The sequence below is a fragment of the Roseateles sp. genome (assembly GCF_036404855.1).
In the GTDB taxonomy this organism is placed as follows: Bacteria; Pseudomonadota; Gammaproteobacteria; order Burkholderiales; family Burkholderiaceae_C; genus Pelomonas.
Map to the genome: position 1 here is coordinate 1 of NZ_DASWYS010000133.1, position 19,054 is coordinate 19,054.

General features: G+C 68.6%; 19 protein-coding genes and 1 pseudogene. 9 read left to right on the forward strand and 11 right to left on the reverse strand.

Translation table 11 applies throughout. The features are described from left to right. Positions 1-284 (forward strand): annotated as a pseudogene (locus tag VGF12_RS08950) (serine hydrolase); the annotation flags it as partial. A 61-nt stretch (positions 285-345) separates the two neighbouring features. Here the strand turns inward: VGF12_RS08950 and VGF12_RS08955 are convergent. The 7 genes from VGF12_RS08955 to VGF12_RS08985 form a co-directional block, all read right to left on the reverse strand. Beyond that, positions 346-696 carry a hypothetical protein gene (locus tag VGF12_RS08955; protein ID WP_331175691.1) on the reverse strand — a complete coding sequence of 117 codons (351 nt, stop codon included), beginning with the start codon at positions 694-696 and terminating at the stop codon, positions 346-348. Between the two features lie 189 nt (positions 697-885). Continuing rightward, a complete protein-coding gene (locus VGF12_RS08960; RefSeq protein ID WP_331175692.1) occupies positions 886-1,776 on the reverse strand; it encodes a hypothetical protein in 891 nt (296 codons plus the stop codon). Beyond that, entirely contained in the window at positions 1,767-2,696 is a 930-nt protein-coding gene (locus tag VGF12_RS08965; RefSeq protein WP_331175693.1) for a universal stress protein, read from the reverse strand. The genes VGF12_RS08960 and VGF12_RS08965 overlap by 10 nt, the downstream gene beginning before the upstream one ends. Further along, complete coding sequence (locus VGF12_RS08970) at positions 2,689-3,639, reverse strand: universal stress protein (protein WP_331175694.1); 951 nt, start codon at positions 3,637-3,639, stop codon at positions 2,689-2,691. Before VGF12_RS08970 ends, VGF12_RS08965 begins: the two co-directional genes overlap by 8 nt. Before the next feature lie 78 nt (positions 3,640-3,717). Then, positions 3,718-4,119 (reverse strand): GreA/GreB family elongation factor, encoded by a 402-nt coding sequence (locus tag VGF12_RS08975; protein ID WP_331175695.1) that lies wholly within the window; start codon positions 4,117-4,119, stop codon positions 3,718-3,720. 304 nt (positions 4,120-4,423) lie between these two features. Then, positions 4,424-5,044 carry a response regulator transcription factor gene (locus VGF12_RS08980; RefSeq protein WP_331175696.1) on the reverse strand — a complete coding sequence of 207 codons (621 nt, stop codon included), beginning with the start codon at positions 5,042-5,044 and terminating at the stop codon, positions 4,424-4,426. Next, positions 5,037-6,950 (reverse strand): PAS domain S-box protein, encoded by a 1,914-nt coding sequence (locus VGF12_RS08985; RefSeq protein WP_331175697.1) that lies wholly within the window; start codon positions 6,948-6,950, stop codon positions 5,037-5,039. The genes VGF12_RS08980 and VGF12_RS08985 overlap by 8 nt, the downstream gene beginning before the upstream one ends. Before the next feature lie 111 nt (positions 6,951-7,061). Here VGF12_RS08985 and VGF12_RS08990 point away from each other — a divergent pair, with 111 nt between their 5' ends. The 8 genes from VGF12_RS08990 to VGF12_RS09025 all read left to right on the forward strand — a co-directional run bounded on the left by VGF12_RS08990 (position 7,062) and on the right by VGF12_RS09025 (position 15,119). Then, entirely contained in the window at positions 7,062-8,075 is a 1,014-nt protein-coding gene (locus VGF12_RS08990) for a TRAP transporter substrate-binding protein (RefSeq protein WP_331175698.1), read from the forward strand. Positions 8,076-8,157: 82 nt separating this feature from the next. After that, positions 8,158-8,775 carry a TRAP transporter small permease gene (locus VGF12_RS08995; protein WP_331175699.1) on the forward strand — a complete coding sequence of 206 codons (618 nt, stop codon included), beginning with the start codon at positions 8,158-8,160 and terminating at the stop codon, positions 8,773-8,775. Then, entirely contained in the window at positions 8,772-10,055 is a 1,284-nt protein-coding gene (locus VGF12_RS09000; RefSeq protein ID WP_331175700.1) for a TRAP transporter large permease subunit, read from the forward strand. Before VGF12_RS08995 ends, VGF12_RS09000 begins: the two co-directional genes overlap by 4 nt. 64 nt (positions 10,056-10,119) lie before the next feature. Further along, positions 10,120-11,115, forward strand: a complete 996-nt coding sequence (locus VGF12_RS09005) for an SRPBCC family protein (protein WP_331175701.1) — start codon at positions 10,120-10,122, stop codon at positions 11,113-11,115. Between the two features lie 28 nt (positions 11,116-11,143). Continuing rightward, the gene (locus VGF12_RS09010) at positions 11,144-11,761 is read left to right on the forward strand and encodes an ANTAR domain-containing response regulator (protein ID WP_331175702.1); all 618 of its coding nucleotides are present in this window, start codon (positions 11,144-11,146) and stop codon (positions 11,759-11,761) included. A 400-nt stretch (positions 11,762-12,161) separates the two neighbouring features. After that, a complete protein-coding gene (locus tag VGF12_RS09015; protein ID WP_331175703.1) occupies positions 12,162-13,409 on the forward strand; it encodes a CmpA/NrtA family ABC transporter substrate-binding protein in 1,248 nt (415 codons plus the stop codon). Between the two features lie 5 nt (positions 13,410-13,414). After that, positions 13,415-14,317: a nitrate ABC transporter permease gene (gene ntrB / locus VGF12_RS09020; RefSeq protein WP_331175704.1), complete on the forward strand. Its 903-nt coding sequence runs from the start codon at positions 13,415-13,417 to the stop codon at positions 14,315-14,317. 4 nt (positions 14,318-14,321) lie between these two features. Then, on the forward strand, positions 14,322-15,119 hold the full coding sequence (locus VGF12_RS09025) for an ABC transporter ATP-binding protein (RefSeq protein ID WP_331175705.1): 798 nt from the start codon (positions 14,322-14,324) through the stop codon (positions 15,117-15,119). Between the two features lie 111 nt (positions 15,120-15,230). On the opposite strand, the gene VGF12_RS09030 is transcribed toward VGF12_RS09025, so the two are convergent. From VGF12_RS09030 to VGF12_RS09045, 4 genes are all read right to left on the reverse strand, one after another. Beyond that, positions 15,231-16,427: an ATP-binding protein gene (locus VGF12_RS09030; protein WP_331175706.1), complete on the reverse strand. Its 1,197-nt coding sequence runs from the start codon at positions 16,425-16,427 to the stop codon at positions 15,231-15,233. After that, on the reverse strand, positions 16,421-17,140 hold the full coding sequence (locus VGF12_RS09035; RefSeq protein WP_331175707.1) for a response regulator transcription factor: 720 nt from the start codon (positions 17,138-17,140) through the stop codon (positions 16,421-16,423). The genes VGF12_RS09030 and VGF12_RS09035 overlap by 7 nt, the downstream gene beginning before the upstream one ends. After that, entirely contained in the window at positions 17,137-18,009 is an 873-nt protein-coding gene (locus tag VGF12_RS09040) for an intradiol ring-cleavage dioxygenase (RefSeq protein WP_331175708.1), read from the reverse strand. The genes VGF12_RS09035 and VGF12_RS09040 overlap by 4 nt, the downstream gene beginning before the upstream one ends. Positions 18,010-18,093: 84 nt before the next feature. After that, on the reverse strand, positions 18,094-19,054 hold a 961-nt coding region (locus VGF12_RS09045), incomplete at its 5' end, for an ANTAR domain-containing response regulator (RefSeq protein ID WP_331175709.1).

Consider the following 19,054-nt stretch of genomic DNA (forward strand, 5'->3'; position numbering starts at 1 on the left):
CGCTGCCGATCCCGGCCGACGCGATGAAGAAGCTCGCCGCCAGCTACCGCAGCGCCGAGCTCGGCACGCTGCGCGTCGAACGCAAGGCCGGCAAGATGCGCTTCGCCTTCGCCCACTGGAACAGCGAGGTTGCGCTGCGCAAGAACGAGGACGGCACACAGAGCTACATCACCATCGACCCCGGCATCTCCGGCATCGAGCTGGTGCGGGACGACCAGTCCAGCCCGGCAGCACTGGTGCTGCGCGATGCCCAGCACGAATACCGCTTCGTGGCGGCGCGCTAGGGCCGATTCACGACACGGCCGCTCGGCAGGCGCCGCCACCGGCCCTTGCGAACAACGCCACTCAGCGCATCCGGTCGGTTTCGAAGGCGATGCGGTCCACCGTGCCGTCGCCGTTGCGATACAGGCGCACACGACGCAGGCCATCGGGGCTGACGAGCAGTTCGGCGTTCTCGGCGCGCCAGGTTTCCAGCGGCCGCTCGTCGACGCTGACACCAAGACGGTGCGCGCCGACGTGGACCTTCAGCGTGCGGCCATCTTCCAGCAGGTATTCGCCCTGGGCACTGCGCAGCATGGCGCGTTCGGCGACGGCAGGCACGGTGGGTTCCTGGGCACTCGCGGGCGCCGTGAGCGTCATCGATGCGAGCAGAGCGGCCGTCAGGGTGAGGGGTCGCAGGTTCGTCCAGGTCTTCATGGTGGGTACTCCTTGGGTTCCCGAGGCCAGTCGCCTCGGCAGCATCCCTAGTGCAAACCCCATGCCAACTTCAAATCCGGCCTCGGGCGGCAGTTTTGATCGGCCCGCGCCCCAGCGCTGGGCCTGAACGCCCCGGATCGCGCCGCCATGCCTCGCGATGGCGCGGCGCCCGCTGCCGGGTGCCCGGCTTCATTCGTCGCTCCAGACGCCGCTCATGAGCCTGTCGGGGCGTTGCGCGGCCCTGACGAAGGCGCAGGACGACCAACTGCCCATCGGAACCTCGAGGCCTGCGAAGATGCCGTAGTCGGGCCCGGATTCGATAACACCGCCGGCGTTCAGGCTTTCACCGACCCTGATCGCCCGCGCCGCGCGGATGTCACCGCAGGCGCGGACGCCCCACCCCGCACGCAGATGCCCATCGCACTGGATCGCGCCCGCGGCATCCAGGCCCCGCGCGATGAAGGCATCGCCGGCGGCCTGCAGGTCGCCCTGGAGCTTCAGCCCGGCATCGCAGCGCAGGTCGCCCAGCACACTCACGTCGCCGCCCACTGTGAGTGGGCCACTCACGTGCACCGCCTCGCCCGCGCCCAATGCGCCGCCGATGCGCAGCTCGCCGCCGCAGGTCAGGCGCTGCAACACCTCGAGGCTCCATCCCACGCGGCCGCCCGAGCCCAGATCCAGCACCCCTTCACAACGCAGACCGCCCTCCACCTTCAGTTCGCGCCCGACCTGGAGCGCACCGCCCACCTGGGCGCCGCCGCCCACGTGCAGGTCGCCACCGGTCCTCAGCAGGCCCGAGACCTCGACGTGGCCCCGGCAATGGATGGAACCGGCGAACACCAGCGCCTCGGCAGCTAGGTTGTCCACGTGCAGGACTTCGTCGGTCGGCCCCAACTGATCCAGCAGCCAGCATGCGTCGCCCACCCGCCCCGCCGCGACCAGGTCGTCGAGCAGTGTCTGGTAGTCGCTGGTGGGCGCCTGTCGGCGCAGGAACCAGCGGTAGCCATCGCTGCACGGACGCTTGGCGCGAATCAGCGTGCGGTCCACATCGACCCGGATTGCGTTGTTCATCATGTCCAAAAGCCCCATTGCCCCTTGAAGGGCGTGTTTTCTTTCTCGTGCGATTGCGGGATCACGAGCACGTCGCCGTTCAACCAGCGCGCCAGGTACTGGGCAAGGGTCGGCCAGGGCAGCCAGCGCTTGCGCAAGCCGATGCCCACCACCACCAGCTCGTGGCGCTCGCCGACGTGGCGCCGCCCAATGACGTCTGGCACGACGCCGTGAGCCAGGGTGTGGGTCACGCCCCGCGAACTTTCGTCCACCCCCTCGGCCAACTGGCGAAGACGTTGGAGAAGCGCCGCCCACGACCTTCGCCGCGTGTGCTCCCGGATCTCGGTGACGTGCAGCACGTCCAGCGCGGCCAGCGGCGCCATGGCCCGGGCCCAGCTCAGCAGCTCTGGCGAATGAGGCCCCAAGGACACGGGCACCAGGCTGCTGGCATATCCGCCGTACCCGCGCAGCTTGCCGTGGCCCATCACCAGGACGGGGCGGATGCGCAGGGCGATCAGGGCGCGCAGCAGGTCTCGCTCCCTCGGCCCCGAGCGCCAGGCCCGCGCCGACCTTGCGATGCAGACCAGCGCGCAGGCTTCGACCTGCTGGCGCAGCTCCTCCTGCGTCCGGATCTCCGCATCTACCGTTTCCACGGACCTGTCCAGCATCCGTCCCAGGTGGCGGGCTCGCTGCTTCAGTCGAGCCAGCGGTAGGTCAAAGCTCGGCACACGGCTCGAGCAGTCGACCAGGCGCAGACGGGCGCCGCTGAACTGCGCCAGCGCGGCGACCTTCTCCAGGTAGTCGCTCTCTTCGGCACCGGGGCTGGTGACCACCAGGATGACGCGGCCGGCGAGGTGGGGCACCGATCCCATCGGCTCCGCCTGCGAAGGCTGCGCCGCCACGGTGCAGGCGAGCCCTTCGGGAATGTCGTGTCGCCTGGCTTCACCCATGGCTTCTCTCCTTGGGCGCCAGCGGAAACAGGGCGACATTGCCCTGCCGGGCCAGGCGTTCGCAAGCCATGGGAGCCGTTCGATGGCAATCGGGATCGGGCAGGAACGCCAGGTCGCATCCCATATCGCGGGTCAGACGCTCGCGAAGTGAGCGTCGCAGGACCCGTTCCACGAGCGTGGGCGGGACGTAGGGTGCGATCACCAGGTCCGCGCCGCTGAAGTTCGCCTGGTTCCTGATGCGGCGCGCCATGCTCGCGGTGTCAAAGGCCAGGATGGCCCGATTCAGGCGGGTACTCAGGTAGTTCGAGTGCACGACCCGCTCCGTCCCTTCGGGGCGCAGGCCGGGGGGCGGCCATTCGCTCAGGCGTATCGGTTCGCGCCGCAGCAGACTCGCCGGAGTGGCCGCGTGCTGCGGACCGACAAAGAACATCTCGCGCGCGGTACCAGCCGAGACCTGCCGCGCCAGCGCCACCGAACGATTGGCATCCTGCGCTGTCTCGTACGGCAGCAGCACCGCCTTGTATCGCTCCACGCTGGGCCGGTTGACGACCAATATCGGACAGGCCCGGACGTCCAGGAAGCTGCTGCCCCGCGGCAGGCCCGCGGCCAGGTTGCGCATGAATCCCATCCCCGCGGTGAGCTGGCGCGCGGTCGCACGGTCGACGACCACGACGATTTCCTGGGCGGCTCGCTCCAGCATCTGCAGCAGCCCCTCCTCGCTGAGGACAGGGTTCTTCACGGCGATGCCATGTCGCCGCTCCAGCTGCGACGACCTCAGAGAAAGGCGGTAGTGGTAGTCAGAGGGGCGGCGCGCATCGCTCGTGGGACGGTGCACCACATAGAGCAAGGCATGATGGTGGGCGGCGATTTCCGCAGCCCGCTCGACGGCGTTCTCCGAGGCCTGGGAGAACGTCGCTACGGTCAACACGAATTTGATGGTCACGGTCGGGTCCAGACGAAGCCATGCCTCCGGGCGAGCGAACTCGCGCGGATGGGCGAACAAAGGGGGGATGACGTGCGACTACGTCGAGTAGTCGCCGCTCGCCTCGGGCTGGAACAGGATCGCCTCGATGGTCATGCGCCGCTCCGTGCCGGCCGGCGAGGTCCAGGCCACCGTGGTTCCCACCTCCCGGCCCAGCAGCGCCGCGCCGACGGGGGACAGCACTGAAATGAAGCCCTCGACGGGCTCCGCATCGCCGGGATAGCACAGGGTCAGCTTCTGGAGGGCCTCGCCGTCGTTGTGCGACACGCTGACCTGGCTGTACATGGTGACCACATGCTGCGGAATGGCCGGCGACGGGACGAGACTCGCGTCTTCCAGAAGCGCGAGCAGGGGTGCAGGCAGCACGCCACCGTTGAGCTTCAGCAGGCGTGCGTGGTCGAGTTCGGTGAGTAGCAACTCACCGCTGAGGATGGCGGGCATCGGAACTCCTGGAGAGGCTGCCGCAGCAGGCAGCGTCAATCGCGCGGGCTGAGGGCCCGGCGATAGGAGTGGTGCGCAAAAGGAAGAGGGGGTATCGCCGGGCTTAGGAATCTGCGTCCGTAGGACGGGCGCAGTCATCGCCGGTCTGAAGCGTCGACGTCATGCACGCAGCCAGGAACCGCTTCTGGGCGAAGCAGTCGAGCGTGGCAGGGATGGCGCGGCTGAACATTCCTCTATTCTAAATCGGAAGGGGATTCCGTCAAAGACCCCGGGCCTTTGCAGCCCCGGCTGACCCGCGATGGCCTCAGCCCGACTTGCCCGCCAGCAAAGTCGCCACCTCCGCCGCCGACCTCACGCCCAGCTTGGCGAACACGCGCGCCCGATGCACCTCCACGGTCCGCACCGACACGTTCAGCTCGTCGGCGATGACCTTGTTGAGCTTGCCCGCCGCCACACGGGCCATCACTTCCCGCTCGCGCTCCGTCAGGCTGGCCAGCCGCGCACTGCGCTCGGCCGCCTGGGCACCTTCGGCTTGCATGGCAGCGTCGACCGCCAGGGCCTGCTCGATGCGGTCGGCCAGCGCGTTGTCGCTGTAGGGCTTCTCGAGAAAGTCGAAGGCCCCCTTCTTCAGCGCATCGACGACCATGGGGATGTCGCCATGGCCGGTCAGGAAGAGCACGGGATTCTTCAACCGGCGCGCCAGCAGCTCGTCGTGCAGCCGAGTGCCGGTCATGGGCTCCATGCGCACGTCAAGCAGGAAGACCCCCCTGGGCGGCCCTTCGCCGTCCAGCGCCTCCAGCAGCGCCGGGCCGCTGGCGAAGGCGCGCACGTCCAGGCCGCGCGAGCGCATCAGGAAAGTCAGCGCGTCGCGCACGCCGGCGTCGTCGTCGACGAAATGGACAGTGCCCAGGCGGGGCTCATGCATGCACGCTCTCCCGGTTGTGTTCGCGGTTCAGGGGCAGGCTGAAGGAGAACAGCGCCCCCCCACCGGCCGCGTCGCAGGCGTCCAGCACGCCCTGGTGGGCCTCGACGATGGATCGGCAGATCGCCAGGCCCATGCCCATCCCGTCGGACTTGGTGGAATAGAAGGGTGCACACAGCTGCTCGATGCGCCGGCCCGCCAGGCCGGGGCCGTTGTCCTGCACATCCACGCGCACGAAGTCGCCCGCCACGCGGCTGCTGACGGTGATGCGGCGGCCGTTCTCGCACGCCTGCAGCGCGTCGGCCGCATTGCGCACGAGGTTGATGACCACCTGCTCGATGAGCACAGCATCGGCCAGCACGGCCGGCACGCCGGGTGCGAGCGTCACGTCCAGCGTGACGCCGCGGCGCTGGCAATCCCGCTTGAGCAGTTCCACGGCGGCGGTGATGACCTCGTGCAGGTCGCAGGGCTCGTGGCGGGGCTCGCGCCGGGTCAGGAACTCACGGATGCGCGCGACGATGCGGCCGGCATGCGCGGCCTGCTGGCCCAGGCGCTGCAGCGCGCCGAGCACGAGGGCGTCCTCGACACCGAGCTTGGTCAGCGAATTGGTGATGCCGGCGCCATAGCTGGCGATGGCCGTGAGCGGCTGGTTGAGCTCGTGGGCCAGCGTGGACGCGACCTCGCCGAGCATGGTCAGGCGGGCGTTGTGGGCCAGCGTCTCGACCTGGCGGCGCTCGCGGTCTTCAAGGCGCTTGCGCTCGGTGATGTCGATGATGCTGCCCATCCAGCCGATCTGGCGCCCGCTGGCATCCACCAGGGGCGACTCGAACACCATCACGTCCACCAGCCGGCCGCTGCTGTGCTGCCAGCGCGCCTCGTAGCCCTCGCGCGGCGCGTGGCCGGCGAGGTTGCGGCGGTTGCGCTCGCTCATCTCCTCGAAGGCGTCCGGCGGCCAGTAGGGCATGGGCGGCAGCAGGCCGACGAGCTGCTCGGCCGCCAGGCCGACCATGTCGCAGAACGTGCGGTTGACATAGAGCAGGCGGCCGTCGAAGTCACGCGCGCGCAGCGCCACCAGGGCCGAGTCCTCCATCGCGCGCCGCCAGGCCGCCTCGGTGCGGCCCGCCACCTCGGCGCGCTGCACCTGGCGCATCTGGCGGCGCAGCAGCCAGCTGGCCACGGCGATCAGTGGCAGGAAGCCGGCCACCAGCACCCAGGCCAGAGGCCGCACGCCGTTGACGACGGGATCGCGCACGGTCAGCTCCAGCGCGGCATCCGTCAACGCTTCCTGCGTCAGCGGGCTGGCGCGCAACGGACCGGTCAGCGCGACGCGGTAGCTGGGTCGCGGCGCCTGGGCCGCACGCAGCGGCGACTCGGTGCTGGAGGCGATGACCTGGTCGGCACTGTCAACGAGCTGCACGTCATACTTGCGCGCCAGCCACCAGGGCACGCCGCGCTTGAGCAGCAGGGCCGGCGGATAGCGCACGACCAGCGTGCCCTCACCGGCGACCGGGGCGGTCAGGTGCAGGGACAGGCCGTCATCCAGCCGCCCGTCGTCGCCGCGGCCCGACACCTCGGCCAGCATGCGGTTGCGCGCGTCGAGCCAGGTCACCGACTGCCACAGCCGCCGCAGCCCGCCGTTGACCTCGGCCTGGGCGGCCAGCACCGCCTCGCCGGGCGTCTTGCCGACGAGCGCTTCGGCGAGCTGGCGCAGATGGCGTTGCTCATCGGCGATTCGGTCGCGCAGCTGGGCCTCGGTGCTGAGGGCATCGGAGATCAGCGTCTGGCGCTGCTGCTCCTGTTCGTCGGCCTCGTTGGCGCGCACCCAGGCCAGCACGCCCAGAACGAACACCAGCGACAGGGCCAGCGGGGCCAGCCACAGGCTTCGATGCAGGAACTCGCGCAGACTCATGCCCACAGTCTAAGAAAGGCACCAGCCGCGCGAAATGTGGAACTCCACAACTACCCGTCGCGCCGGCCGCTCGGAAGAATCCAGGCCATACCAACCATTCGGAGACACACCATGGCCCTGCGCCGTCTCGTCCTCGCTTCCGCCGTCGCCGCCCTGTCGACGCTGGCCGGCTTCGCCGCCCAGGCCCAGGCGCCCATCGTCATCAAGTTCAGCCACGTCGTGGCGCCCGACACGCCCAAGGGCAAGGGCGCCCAGCGTTTCAAGGAGCTGGCCGAGCAGCGCACGAACGGCCGCGTGAAAATCGAGGTCTACCCGAACAGCCAGCTCTACAAGGACAAGGAAGAGATGGAGGCGCTGCAACTGGGCTCCGTCCAGATGCTGGCCCCGTCGCTGGCCAAGTTCGGCCCGTTGGGCGCCAAGGAGTTCGAGGTCGTCGACCTGCCCTTCATTTTCAAGGACACCGAGGCCTTCCGCGCCCTCACGGACGGCCCGCTGGGCGCCGACCTGTTCAAGAAGCTGGAGCCCAAGGGCATCAAGGGCCTGGCCTACTGGGACAACGGCTTCCACATCATGAGCGCCAACAAGCCGCTGCACCACGTGGCGGACTTCAAGGGCATGAAGATGCGCATCCAGTCCAGCAAGGTGCTGGACGCACAGATGCGCGCGCTCGGCGCCATCCCGCAGGTCATGGCCTTCAGCGAGCTGTACCAGGCGCTGCAGACCGGCGTCGTGGACGGCACCGAGGGCGTGCCCAGCAACTTCTACACGCAGAAGATCTACGAAGTGCAGAAGCACATGACGCTGTCCAACCACGGACACCTGGCCTACGCGGTCATTGTCAACAAGAAGTTCTGGGACGGCCTGCCCGCCGACATCCGCACCCAGCTCGAAGGCGCCATCAAGGACGCCACGACCTACGCCAACGCCATCGCCGCGACCGAGAACGCCACCGCGCTCGAGAAGATCAAGGCCAGCGGCCGCGTGACCGTCTACACGCCCAGCCCGGCCGAGATCACCGAATGGAAGAAGGCACTGATGCCGGTCCACAAGGAGATGGAGTCGCGCGTCGGCAAGGCCACGATCGAGGCTGCCTACAAGGCCACCGGCTTCGTCGCCCCGAAGTAATCCTCCTCCACCGCCGCTTCGCCATGCCAAGGCCGCCCCGGCCTTCGGCAGGCGCAGCCGTTTCCGCCCCCGGAGCAAAACCATGTTCAACAAAGCGCTGAACCATCTGGAGGAGTGGCTGATCTCCTTCCTGATGGCCGCGGCGACGCTGGTGATCTTCGTCGCCGTCGTCCACCGCTACCTCGCCGGCGTGCCCTACATTCAGGACCTCGCCCTCAAGATCCACATGAGCTGGGCCCAGGAGCTCTGCATCATCCTGTTCGTCTGGATGTGCAAGTTCGGCGCGGCGTATGGCGTGCGTACCGGCATCCACGTCGGCGTGGACGTCGTCATCAACCGAATGAGCCCGAAGAATCGCGGCCGCTTCGTGATCTTCGGACTGCTGGCCGGCGCGTTCTTCACCGGCTCCATCGCCATCATGGGCGGCACCTTCGTCTGGGACAACGGCGCGCACTACGCCTTCCTCGACCTCATTGGCCGCCCCAATCCTGACGTGTTCGAAGGCCCGACGACGCCCGACCTGGAGTGGCCGACCTGGATCGTCTACTCCGCCATCCCGCTGGGTTCGGCGCTGATGTGCTATCGCTTTCTGCAGGTCTGCTGGAACTTCTGGAAGACCGGCGAGCTGCCCAAGCACGACGAGTCCCACGTCGAGGGCGTGGATGAACAGACCCCGCTGGAAGTGGAGGCCCGCAAATGAACGCACTCATCATCTTCAGCCTGCTGCTGGCGCTGATGCTGACGGGCATGCCGATCAGCATCTCGCTGGGCCTCACCGTGATGGCTTTCATCGTCACGATGACCCAGGTCCCCATCGAATCGGTCGCCCTGAAGCTGTTCACGGGCATCGAGAAGTGGGAAATCATGGCCGTGCCGTTCTTCATCCTGGCCGGCAACTTCCTCACGCACGGCGGTGTCGCGCGACGGATGATCAACTTCGCGACGTCGATGGTGGGTCACTTCCACGGCGGCCTGGCGCTGGCGTCCATCCTGGCCTGCTCGATGTTCGCGCTGGTCTGCGGCTCCTCGGTCGCGACAGTCGTCGCCATCGGCTCCATCGTGCTGCCGGCCATGGTGGCCCATGGCTACCCAATGCGGTTCGGGGCTGGCGTCATCATCACGGCCGGCTCGCTCGGCATCCTGATGCTGCCGTCCATCCCCAAGGTCATCTACGCGATCTCGACCAACACCTCCATCGGTGCGCTGTTCGTCGCCGGCCTGCTGCCCGGCATCGTGCTGGCGCTGATGCTGGCTGCCGTGACCTGGTGGATCGCCCGCAAGAACAACTATCCGCGCCTGGCCCGGGCCGGCTGGATGGCCCGCTTCCAGGCTTTCCGCAAGAGCTTCTGGGGACTGCTGCTGGTGGTCATCATCGTCGGCGGCATCTGGTCCGGCGCCTTCACGGCGACCGAAGCCGCAGCGATGGCGGCGGTCTACTCGTTCTTCGTTGCCATCTTCGTCTACAAGGACCTGAAGCTGCGCGACGTGCCCAAGGTGCTGAAGGACTCGGCCAACATGTCCGCGATGCTGCTCTACATCATCACGAACGCGGTGCTGTTCTCCTTCGTGCTGACCAACGAGAACCTGCCCCACCAGTTGGCCGACTGGCTGCTGTCGATGAACCTGGGCCAGAACGGCTTCCTGTTCGTCGTCAACCTGGTACTGCTGGGGGCAGGCAACTTCATGGACCCCTCGTCCATCATCCTGATCATGGCGCCCATCTTCTTCCCGGCGGCCATGCAGCTGGGCGTGAACCCCGTGCACTTCGGCATCCTGATCGACGTGAACATGGAAGTGGGCCTGTGCCACCCGCCTGTGGGCCTGAACCTCTACGTGGCGTCGGGCATCTCGAAGCTGGGCATCACGGAGCTGACCAAGGCCGTCATGCCGTGGCTGCTGACGATGATCGTCTTCCTCGTCATCGTGACCTACTGGCCTTGGCTCACGCTGGTGGTGCCGCACGCCATGGGCATGCTCTGATGCGCGCCTGAGCGCCCCCCCAAGCCCGGCCCCGGCCGGGCTTGCTTCCATCTGGACACCATCGATGAGCCCTCTCTTCTTCGCGCTGGCCCTGTTCCTCGTCGTGCTGTTCGTCTACATGGGCCGCTACAGCGGTCGCGTACGCGCTGAAGCCACGCGCTTCATCGCCGCGCCGCCCGAGGTCGTCCAGGCTTGCGTCGTCGACCTGGCGCAATGGCAGGCCTGGAACCCCTGGCTTGAGCACGCGCGCGACGCGCGCTCGGAAGTGGACGTCGACACACTGGCCTGGGACGTGCCCAACGTCGGCCGTGGCCAGGTCCGCGCGCTGAAGCCCCCATCACCTCAGACACTGCGCCAACAACTGCGCTTCTGGCTGCCGTTCGCGTTCAAGGGCCGTTCGGACTGGCGCTTCGAGCCGGCACCGGGCGGCACCCAGGTCACCTGGCGCTTCAAGGGGCGCGTCGCGTTCACGCTGCGCGCCTTCGCCGCGACCGTACAGGGCGCAACCCATCTGGACCTGCGCTTCGGCCTGGATCGCCTCGCCGCTGCGCTGCAGGCCGAGCCGTCCCCCTACGTGCTCGCCTACCTGGGCGTGCAGCATTTGCCCGTACGCCGCCATGCCCAGCAGCCGCTGCGAACCCGGCTGGACGCGCTGGCCGCCGAGCTGCCGTCCTGCGTCGCCGATGTGCGCGCGGCGCTGGCGCGGGCCGGCCTGCCGGCCGATGGCGTCGCCGTGTCCCATTACCTCAAGACCCACCTGAAGCTGCGCACCGTCGAATGCCGCGCCGGCATCGAGCTGCCCGGTGAGACCGAACTGCCCGACTTGCCCGACTTGCCCGATGCCTTGAAGGTGCACCAGCAGCTCGCTCACTCCGCCTACGTGCTGCGCTTCGACGGTCCGCCAGAAGTCCTGGAGCTGGCCTGGTACCAGGGCATGCAGCGCCTGCGCGTCGAGCAGCTGCAGCCGCACCCGCAGCTGCCACCGAGCGCCGTCTACCTCAGTGAATCGGCGCCCGGCCGGCGCGGTGTCGTCGAACTGCACCTCCCCCTGAAAGCCTGACGGCACGGGAATTGCACTGCCCTGGGGCATGAACACGCCCCTGTTTGCCCTCCCCGGCCTGCGCGTGCTGCTGGCGGACGCCGGCCAGCGCCGCAGTCCCGTCATCCGTCTGGAGCTGATCCGGCTGCGCTGCCAGCTCGTTGACGTCATCGACCTTGTCGCCCAGCCCAGCGCGCTGCCGGCCGCGCTGGAGCGCCTGGCACCGGAGCTCCTGCTGGTCGATTGCGAGCAGCCCGCCGCTGAACTGCTGTCCCAGCTGGGCGAATCCCTGCAACGCCAGCCCCGCCCCGTGCTGCTCGTCGCCGAGCAGATGACGGCCGAACAGATGCGCGCGGCGCTCGACGCCGGCATCAGCGCCCTGCAACTCGCCGGCCTGCCGCCGCAGCGCCTGGGCGCGCTGCTGCAGCTCGCGTTGGCCCGCTTCGAGCACGACCAGACCCTGCAGCGCGACTTGCGCCAGACCCAGACCCAGCTGGCCGAGCGCAAGCTTGTCGAGCGCGCGCGCGGCATCCTGATGCGCGAGCAAGGTCTGGACGAGGAGGCCGCCTTCCAGCGCCTGCGCCAGATCGCCATGGACAGCGGTCAGACCCTGGCGGCCGTGGCCATGCGCCTGATTGATGCAGACCAGCTGCTGCGGCCCCGGTGACCTCGCGCCTGTCACGCCGGCCTGCCGCTGCCGCCGACGAACATCGCCCGGGAGCGCCCCGGCACGCGGTCAGCAAGGCGCGAATTGGGGCAATCCGCACCAAACCCAGCCTTCCCTTCACGCACCGCCACGGCGCAAACCGCCCGCCCGGGCGTCAGTCATGCGCCAAGCGCGTGCAAACAGGCCCTGGCGAGCCGACTTCCGGGCTGGCACGCAAGCTGCATTGAGGAAAGTGAGGCCTGCAATGGCGCAGGCCTCTCGGGCCGGCCGGCTGCTGAATCGGCCGGCACTTCGGGACAACGGTGTCCGACCTCTCCTTTTGCGTCTTCGCTGCTGAAGTGCGGCGCGGGCGGAGCGTGGCTGCGACGCCGTTGCGCCCTGCATGACCCAGGAGCCCGTGATGACCGCCAGCGACAACTCGACCGCCACGCCCCACCCGCAACGCCGCAGCCTGCTTGCCGCCGCCGCCGCCCTGCCCTTCGCGCCGCTGGCCGGTGGCGCCTGGGCGCAGGGCTCGGACAAGCCTGAGAAGGAAGAAGTCCGCATCGGCTTCATCCCGCTGACCGACTGCGCGAGCGTCGTCATGGCCTCGGTGCTGGGCTTCGACAAGAAGTACGGCATCAAGATCATCCCCACCAAGGAGGCGTCCTGGGCCGGCGTGCGCGACAAACTCGTCAACGGCGAGTTGGACATGGCCCACGTTCTCTACGGCCTCATCTACGGCGTGCACCTCGGCGTGGCCGGTCCCAAGAAGGACATGGCCGTCCTGATGACGCTGAACCGCAATGGACAGGCCATCACGCTGTCCAAGAAGCTCGCCGAAGCTGGTGCGGTGGACGGCGCCTCGCTCGCCAAGGCCATGGCCAAGGACAAGCGCGAGTACACCTTCGCGCAGACCTTCCCCACCGGCACCCACGCGATGTGGCTGTACTACTGGCTTGCCGCCCACGGCGTGAACCCGCTGAAGGATGCCAAGGTCATCACCGTGCCGCCGCCCCAGATGGTGGCCAACATGCGCGTGGGCAACATGGATGGCTACTGCGTCGGCGAGCCCTGGGGCCACCGCGCCATCATCGACGGCATCGGCATCACCGCCACGACGACCCAGGACATCTGGCCCGAGCACCCCGAGAAGGTACTGGGCACGACGGGCGAGTTCGCCAAGAAGTACCCCAACACCGCGCGCGCCGTCATCATGGCCGTGCTGGAGGCCAGCCGCTGGATAGACGCCAGCCTGTCCAACAAGAACAAGATGGCCGAGACCATCGCCGACAAGGCCTACGTCAACACCGGCGTCGACGCCATCAACCAGCGCATTCTGGGCCGCTACCAGAACGGCCTGGGCAAGACCTGGGACGACCCGCGCCACATGAAGTTCTTCGACGACGGCTCGGTCAACTTTCCCTACCTCTCCGATGGCATGTGGTTCCTGACCCAGCACAAGCGCTGGGGCCTGATCAAGGACCACCCCGACTACGTGGGCGTCGCCAAGGCCATCAACCAGACCGCCCTGTACTCGCAGGCCGCCAGCGCGCTGAAGATCAGTGTGCCCAAGGACCCCATGCGCAGCTCCAAGCTGCTTGATGGCGTCGTCTGGGACGGCAGGGATCCCGCCAAGTACGTGGACAGCTTCAAGGTAAAGGTTTGAACACCATGGTCTCCGCCGTCTTCCACTCCCCCGGCGACAGTGCCGTCGCCGCGCCCGCACCGGCTGCCACCCGCCGCCCGACGTCCTCTGCTGCCGCGCCCGAGCTCAAGGCAGCCCCCCGGCGCCATTCCATCGACTGGCGCGCGCTGGCGCTGCGTGTGGTGCCGCCCATGCTCAGCATCGCCCTGCTCATCGGCCTGTGGGGTCTTGCGACCCAGAAGGGCGGCAGCTTTCCAACCCCGGCGGCCACCCTCGATGCCGCCGTGCAGCTGTTCTCAGACCCTTTCTACCGCAAGGGTCCGAACGACCAGGGTATTGGATGGAACATCCTGAACTCGCTGTCACGGGTCGGCATGGGCTTCGGCCTCGCCGCCCTGGTGGGCATCCCGCTGGGCTTCATCATCGGCCGCTTCCAGTTCGCCAACCGCATGGTGTCGCCGCTCATCGCGCTGCTCAAGCCGGTGTCGCCACTGGCCTGGCTGCCCATCGGTCTGCTGGCCTTCAAGAGTGCCAATCCGGCCGCGATCTGGACCATCTTCATCTGCTCGATCTGGCCGATGGTGGTTAACACGGCCGTCGGCGTGCAGCGCGTGCCACAGGACTACCTCAACGTCGCTCGCGTGCTCAAGCTCAGCGAGTGGAAGGTCATCACCCGCATCCTTCTGCCCGCCGTGCTGCCCTATGTGCTGACGGGCGTGCGCCTTTCAGTGGGCACGGCCTGGCTGGTCATCGTCGCGGCCGAGATGCTGACCGGCGGCGTGGGCATCGGCTTCTGGGTCTGGGACGAGTGGAACAACCTCAACGTCGCCCACATCCTCATCGCCATCTTCGTCATCGGCACCGTCGGGCTGCTGCTCGAATGGGCGCTGATCTCCCTTGCCAAGCACTTCACTTTCGAAGAGGACTGATGCCATGAAGCCATTCATCCAGGTGCAGGGCGCCGAGATGGTGTTCACCACCCGCAAGGGTCGTTTCCACGCGCTGCATGACGTCAGCCTCGACGTGCAGCGCGGCGAGTTCATCACGCTGATCGGCCACTCGGGCTGCGGCAAGTCCACGCTGCTCAACCTGATCGCCGGCCTGCTGGTGCCCACGTCGGGCGCGCTGATCTGCGACGGCCGCGAGATCGCTGCACCGGGCCCCGAACGCGCCGTCGTGTTCCAGAACCACTCGTTGCTGCCCTGGTTGTCCTGCCTGGACAACGTGCTGCTGGCGGTCGAGTCGGTGTTCGGCGGCAAGGAAGGCGCCGCCAAGCTCAAAGTGCGCGCCCGCGCCGCGCTGGAGCTGGTGGGGATGAGCCATGCGCTGCACAAGCGCCCCCACGAGATCTCCGGCGGCATGAAGCAGCGCGTGGGCATCGCCCGGGCGCTGGCCATGGAGCCCAAGGTGCTGCTGATGGACGAACCCTTCGGCGCGCTGGATGCGCTGACCCGCGCCAAGCTGCAGGACGAGCTGCTCAAGATCGTCGCGCGTACGCAGAGCACGGTCATCATGGTCACCCACGACGTGGACGAGGCCGTGCTGCTGAGCGACCGCATCGTCATGATGACCAACGGCCCGGCGGCCACCATCGGCGAGGTCCTGGAGGTCGGCATCCCGCGTCCCCGGATCCGCGTCGAGCTGGCCGAGGATGCGCGCTACGTGGCGGCCCGCAAGGAGGTCATCGATTTCCTCTATACCCGCCACGCTCACGTGGAGCAGGCGGCGTGATTTGAGCCCCCGGGGGGCCGTCTCGGCGCGCCGGCTCCGCCCCGAGGGAGGACGCGGCGATGCACGCCGCGATGCATTCGGCGTCGGGCCGCATGCGCATCGCACGCAGGCCTAGAACACCACCTCGGCACGCAGGCCGCCTTCGGGCCGATTGCCCAATACCAGCGCCGCGCCTTGCCTTCGCACCAGTTGCTGGGCGATATACAGCCCCAGCCCCGTGCCCCCCGTCTCGCGATTGCGCGAGCCCTCGACGCGGCGGAAGGGCTGGCGCACACGCTCCAGCTCGGCCTCCGGGATGCCCGGGCCGTTGTCCTCCACCACCAGCCGCGTCACGCCATCGGCCGAGTCGACGCTGACGCGCACGCTGCCGGCATAGCGCAATGCATTGCCGACGAGGTTGTCGACCACGCGGCGGAGCGCGACGGGGTCGGCCGTGACGATGGTCGGCGGGCCCGAGAAGCTGGCATCGGCGCCCATCTCGACCAGATCGTCGACGGCGGACTGCGCCAGCGCGGACAGGTCCACCCGCTGCATTGCCGCAGCCTCGCCCGGGCGGAACACCTGGATGACGCTCTCCACCAGCCGGTTCATCTCGCGGAGGTCGTCGATGCAGCGCTCGCGCACGCGAGCCTCGACGTCACCGGTTTCCAGCCGCAGCCGCATGCGTGTCAGCGGCGTGCGCAGGTCGTGCGAGATGGCCGCGATCATCAGGCCGCGCTCCTCGAACTGGCGACTCAGCTCGGCAGCCATGCGGTTGAACACGGCTGCCGCCTCGCGCACCTCCACCGTGCCGTCGTCCACGGGAAGCTCCGGCGCGGGGCGGCCGTGTGCCAGCGCGGGGGTCAGCGCCTGCGCCGCACTCACCAGCCGACGTACCGGCCGGGCCAGCCAGCGCGACCCCCACCACGCGGCCAGCGCAATGACGACGAGGCGCACGCCGTAGTCGATGAGGCTGCCGCGCAGCGTCAAGGCCGGCGGGAGCGACGGGAAGGTCGGCATGGGCATGCCGCCGGTCCCGGGCCGCGGCACGTCGGGCCCCAAGCCGGGGCCACCCGGGCCGGCACCGAAGCCGTCGCGCCGCGGCTCACTCAGGCCATCGAAGTCATCCGGTTCGTGCGCCTGCGAGGGCGGCCGCATGCGGTCGCCCGGCATGGGCGTCGGCATCCCGGGCCGGGCCACGGCCGGTAGCGCGCCGCTGACACGCGTCACCGTCAGCCATGCCACGCCGTGGCTGAGCACCAGCGCCAGCCACATCAGCAGGAACAGGCGCAGGCCCAGGCCGTCCCAGGACTTGAGACGCTTCAGCATGGGCTCACCTCCGCGTCGAACAGATAGCCCTCGCCGCGCACGGTGCGAATCAGGCTGGGCTCGCGGGCCGTGTCGCCGAGCTTGGCGCGCAGCCTAGAAACGGCCAGATCGATGCTGCGGTCGTTCACCTCGACACCGGGCGCGCGCGTGAGCTCGATGAGGTGCTCGCGGCTGAGCACGCGTCCCGGACGCAGCACGAAGGCCCCCAACAGCCGGAACTCGGCACTGGACAGCGCAATGCCCACGTCGTCGGCGCTCACGAGCTGACGCGTCATGCGATCGAAGCGCCAGCGCCCGAACCGCAGCAGGCGGGTGTCATCGTCCACCTCTGCGCCCTGCCCCTTGCTCGCGCGCCGCACCAGCGCCTGCAACCGCGCCACCAGCTCGCGCGGCTCGAAGGGCTTGGCCAGGTAGTCGTCCGCCCCCAGCTCCAGGCCAATGACGCGGCTCATGGTGTCGCCTCGCGCCGTCAGCATCAGCACCGGCGACGCGTCGGGCTGCGTCTGCAGCCAGCGCAACAGCGACAGGCCGTCTTCGCCCGGCAGCATCAGGTCGAGCACGATGACATCGACCCGCATCCCGGCGCCCAACATCTGCCGCATCGCCCTGCCGTCCGCCGCCGCACTGACCTGCCACCCGAAGCTCTGTAGATAGGTGCTCAGGCTGGTGCGAATCTCGGCGTCGTCATCGACAACGAGGCAATGACCGTTCATGCAGCGATACCTACCTTGATTCGAGCCACGTAGCCGGCACCGACCGAACCCGTCATCGTGGCCATCTGCGTGGAATAGCCGTCACTGAAGATACCGTCGGTCGCCAGGCTGATGGCGTTGTTGTTGCTCGCGCTGTTGCCATAGCCGCTGGTGGCGTAGACGGCGCTGTTGGATTCGGCGGGAAAGCACAGCTGCGAGGTGCGGAGCTTGTTGTTCCAGTTGGTCGCAGTCGTCGTGCTGCGGTAGACCTCGAAGTGGATGTGCGGCACACGGCCAGAGTAGCAGCCGGGGTAGATGGTCTGGAACACCGCCGTGCCGTCGCTGGCGGTGGCCTGCACGCCACGCAGGTAGTTCTCAGCCGTCACGCCACTGGAGTACATGGAATAGCGGCCGAGGGCGTCACAGTGCCAGAGATAGATGGCATAGCCGGCCAGGTCGGCGCAGGAGGCGTTGGTGTTCACGAGCTCAACGATGACCTGAAGCGGAATACCCGTGGCGGTGCCGCTGGCGTTGCCAATGCTGGTGCGGATGTCGCTGCGCACGATGCCAGACAGCGCGAGTGCGTTGGCGATGCTGCCGTTGGCCGAGTTGGAGCCGTCGCCGGGATAGGGACCCTCGGTCTCGCTGGGGATGATGGAACAGCCGGTCGTGGAGGTGCCGGAGCTGCCGGAGGAGCTCGAGGAGGTCGACGTGGTGGAAGCGCCGACCTCCGCGCCGCCACCGCAGCCGGCCAGGGCCAGCGCGCCCGCGCCGCCCAGGGAGGCGGCGCTGGCGCCCAGCAGCCAGCGCAGCGCCGTGCGGCGCTCCAGGGCCAGTTGCTGCAGGCGGTTCAGGTCGTGGGCCAGGCCCAGGTCGTGGTCGTGGTGCATCGCGGCTCCTTCATCTGTGGACGGACGCATTGCACCGCCGCGATGTATCGGGCGGATCGGCAGATTGTGTCGACCCGGAAACGTTCAACCGAGGATCAACTGCAACGACCCTTGCAGCGCCTGGATCAGGGCCTCCAGCGCCTGCAGCAGTCGCTCGCTGCCCTGGTGCATGCGCTGCACCGCATCGCCTTGCTCCACGCGCAGGCCGCGCAGCAGCAGCAGCCAGGCCTCGTCCACCGCCGCGAAGGCCGGCTGCAGAGCGGGGCCGGCCAGCGGCGCCGAGCGAACCTCGTCGTAAGCCTTGACGAACTCGTCCAGGCCAGCGACGAGGCCGCTGCCGTCGTGGCCGGGCAGCACCTGGGCGAGCAGTCCTTCCTTGGCCAGTCGCTGGCTCAGCAGGCGCAGCCGCGTGACCTGGGCCAGCAGCCCCACCGGTCGCTGGCCGGCGCGCTCGGACAGCCTTGCCACCAGCGTCTCGCTGCTCTCCAGCAACTGCTGTGCGACATGGTCGCTGCGGGCGAGGTCAGGCTGGCGGCTGGCGAGGGCCGCATCCAACTGCGTCCAGGCGAAGGACACGGCAGCCAGCTCCTCGGTGAGCTCATGGCGCAGCAGCTCGCCCAGGCGAGCGAGATTGGTGGCGACGCGTTCGGCCGACGCCTCCAGCAGGGCCTGCGCCTCGCGCCGCTCCGGCGGCGCCAGCCGTGGCCACTGGCGCAGCGCCTGCAGCTTGACGAGGCGCTGGCTGAGCATGCGCTGGGCACCGGCACGCTCCAGCGCCTCGGCCAGTTCACTGGTGTGCACGACACCGCGCGCCACCTCGGGCAGTCGGGCCTGGGTCTGCATGGCGGTATTGCGCAACAGCGCGAACGCGGCGGCCTCGTCGATGCCGCGGGCCTGCATCAGCAAGCCCTTGGCGCGCTCGGTCCACTTTCGCTCGTCCAGCTTGGCCTGGGCGGCGAGTTCGCGGGACTGCTGCTGGGCAGCGAGGTCCCGGGCCCACAGCAGGGCCTCGCCCAGCACACTCGCATCGACATCCACCGGCAGC

What these genes read in the sequence shown, in the direction of transcription:
- VGF12_RS08955 (WP_331175691.1), bottom strand. Translation starts at nt 696, where the DNA reads ATGAAGACCTGGACGAACCTGCGACCCCTCACCCTGACGGCCGCTCTG.
- VGF12_RS08965 (WP_331175693.1), bottom strand. Translation starts at nt 2,696, where the DNA reads ATGGGTGAAGCCAGGCGACACGACATTCCCGAAGGGCTCGCCTGCACC.
- VGF12_RS08975 (WP_331175695.1), bottom strand. Translation starts at nt 4,119, where the DNA reads ATGCCCGCCATCCTCAGCGGTGAGTTGCTACTCACCGAACTCGACCAC.
- VGF12_RS08980 (WP_331175696.1), bottom strand. Translation starts at nt 5,044, where the DNA reads ATGCATGAGCCCCGCCTGGGCACTGTCCATTTCGTCGACGACGACGCC.
- VGF12_RS08985 (WP_331175697.1), bottom strand. Translation starts at nt 6,950, where the DNA reads ATGAGTCTGCGCGAGTTCCTGCATCGAAGCCTGTGGCTGGCCCCGCTG.
- VGF12_RS08990 (WP_331175698.1), top strand. Translation starts at nt 7,062, where the DNA reads ATGGCCCTGCGCCGTCTCGTCCTCGCTTCCGCCGTCGCCGCCCTGTCG.
- VGF12_RS08995 (WP_331175699.1), top strand. Translation starts at nt 8,158, where the DNA reads ATGTTCAACAAAGCGCTGAACCATCTGGAGGAGTGGCTGATCTCCTTC.
- VGF12_RS09000 (WP_331175700.1), top strand. Translation starts at nt 8,772, where the DNA reads ATGAACGCACTCATCATCTTCAGCCTGCTGCTGGCGCTGATGCTGACG.
- VGF12_RS09005 (WP_331175701.1), top strand. Translation starts at nt 10,120, where the DNA reads ATGAGCCCTCTCTTCTTCGCGCTGGCCCTGTTCCTCGTCGTGCTGTTC.
- VGF12_RS09010 (WP_331175702.1), top strand. Translation starts at nt 11,144, where the DNA reads ATGAACACGCCCCTGTTTGCCCTCCCCGGCCTGCGCGTGCTGCTGGCG.
- VGF12_RS09015 (WP_331175703.1), top strand. Translation starts at nt 12,162, where the DNA reads ATGACCGCCAGCGACAACTCGACCGCCACGCCCCACCCGCAACGCCGC.
- ntrB (WP_331175704.1), top strand. Translation starts at nt 13,415, where the DNA reads ATGGTCTCCGCCGTCTTCCACTCCCCCGGCGACAGTGCCGTCGCCGCG.
- VGF12_RS09025 (WP_331175705.1), top strand. Translation starts at nt 14,322, where the DNA reads ATGAAGCCATTCATCCAGGTGCAGGGCGCCGAGATGGTGTTCACCACC.
- VGF12_RS09030 (WP_331175706.1), bottom strand. Translation starts at nt 16,427, where the DNA reads ATGCTGAAGCGTCTCAAGTCCTGGGACGGCCTGGGCCTGCGCCTGTTC.
- VGF12_RS09035 (WP_331175707.1), bottom strand. Translation starts at nt 17,140, where the DNA reads ATGAACGGTCATTGCCTCGTTGTCGATGACGACGCCGAGATTCGCACC.
- VGF12_RS09040 (WP_331175708.1), bottom strand. Translation starts at nt 18,009, where the DNA reads ATGCACCACGACCACGACCTGGGCCTGGCCCACGACCTGAACCGCCTG.